Here is a 704-nt window from a genome sequence, read left to right as displayed (position 1 = left end):
TGAAGTGGACCCCGGTTTTCGGACCAGGTGAGAAGTAAAGATTCGGAGGCTATCCTCGGCCCATTGCAGAGGAGCCTTCACCATGACCCGAGGACGAGGCAAACGGCTCAGTCCGGACTTTAAGGCCCGCGTTGCCCTTGAGGCGGCCAAAGGCCATAAGACCGCCAGCGAGATCGCGCAGGAGTTCCAGGTTCACCCGACGCAGATCAGCCAGTGGAAGCGGCAGTTGCTCGATAAGGTGCCTGAGCTATTTGAGTCGACAGCGGCGCGATCCCGCCGCACGCCGAGCGCCGAGGAGGTCGCGGCACCGCTCTACGAGGAAATCGGCCGGCTCAAGGTGGAGCTGGATTTTTTGAAAAAAAAGTCCAGCCAGCTCAAGGAGTAGGCCGATGGCTGATCGAACCGGAACACTCCGAACTCTCGATTCGTCGCCAATGCGATCTGATCGGCCTGCCCCGCTCGCAGTATTACTACGCGCCGGCTGCCGAGACGCCAGAGAACCTCGCGCTGATGTGGCAGATCGACAAGCAGTACCTGCGCACACCGTTCTTCGGCGCCCGGCAGATGACCCACTGGCTCCAGCGCCAAGGCTATCGGGTCAACCGCAAGCGCATCCAGCGGTTAATGCGGCTGATGGCCCTGCAGGCGATCGCGCCGGGGCCTCACACCAGTCGATCGCATCCGGAGCATGCGGTCTACCCGTA

Annotated in this window: 2 protein-coding genes; both read left to right on the top strand. The window is 61.8% G+C overall.

Going from position 1 to position 704, the window contains the following annotated elements:
- Window positions 1–82: 82 nt before the first annotated feature.
- A complete protein-coding gene (locus V6X63_RS10665) occupies window positions 83–385 on the top strand; it encodes a transposase (protein WP_367978928.1) in 303 nt (100 codons plus the stop codon).
- 125 nt (window positions 386–510) lie between these two features.
- Window positions 511–704, top strand: a 194-nt coding sequence (locus V6X63_RS10660) for an IS3 family transposase (protein ID WP_367978927.1), incomplete at its 3' end; no start/stop codon positions are given.

This window comes from Spiribacter onubensis (assembly GCF_040838425.1).
Classification (GTDB): domain Bacteria; phylum Pseudomonadota; class Gammaproteobacteria; order Nitrococcales; family Nitrococcaceae; genus Spiribacter; species Spiribacter onubensis.
The sequence above is the reverse complement of the archived record's forward strand: the minus strand, read 5'-3'. Positions and strand labels throughout refer to the sequence as shown.

What these genes read in the sequence shown, in the direction of transcription:
- V6X63_RS10665 (WP_367978928.1), top strand. Translation starts at nt 83, where the DNA reads ATGACCCGAGGACGAGGCAAACGGCTCAGTCCGGACTTTAAGGCCCGC.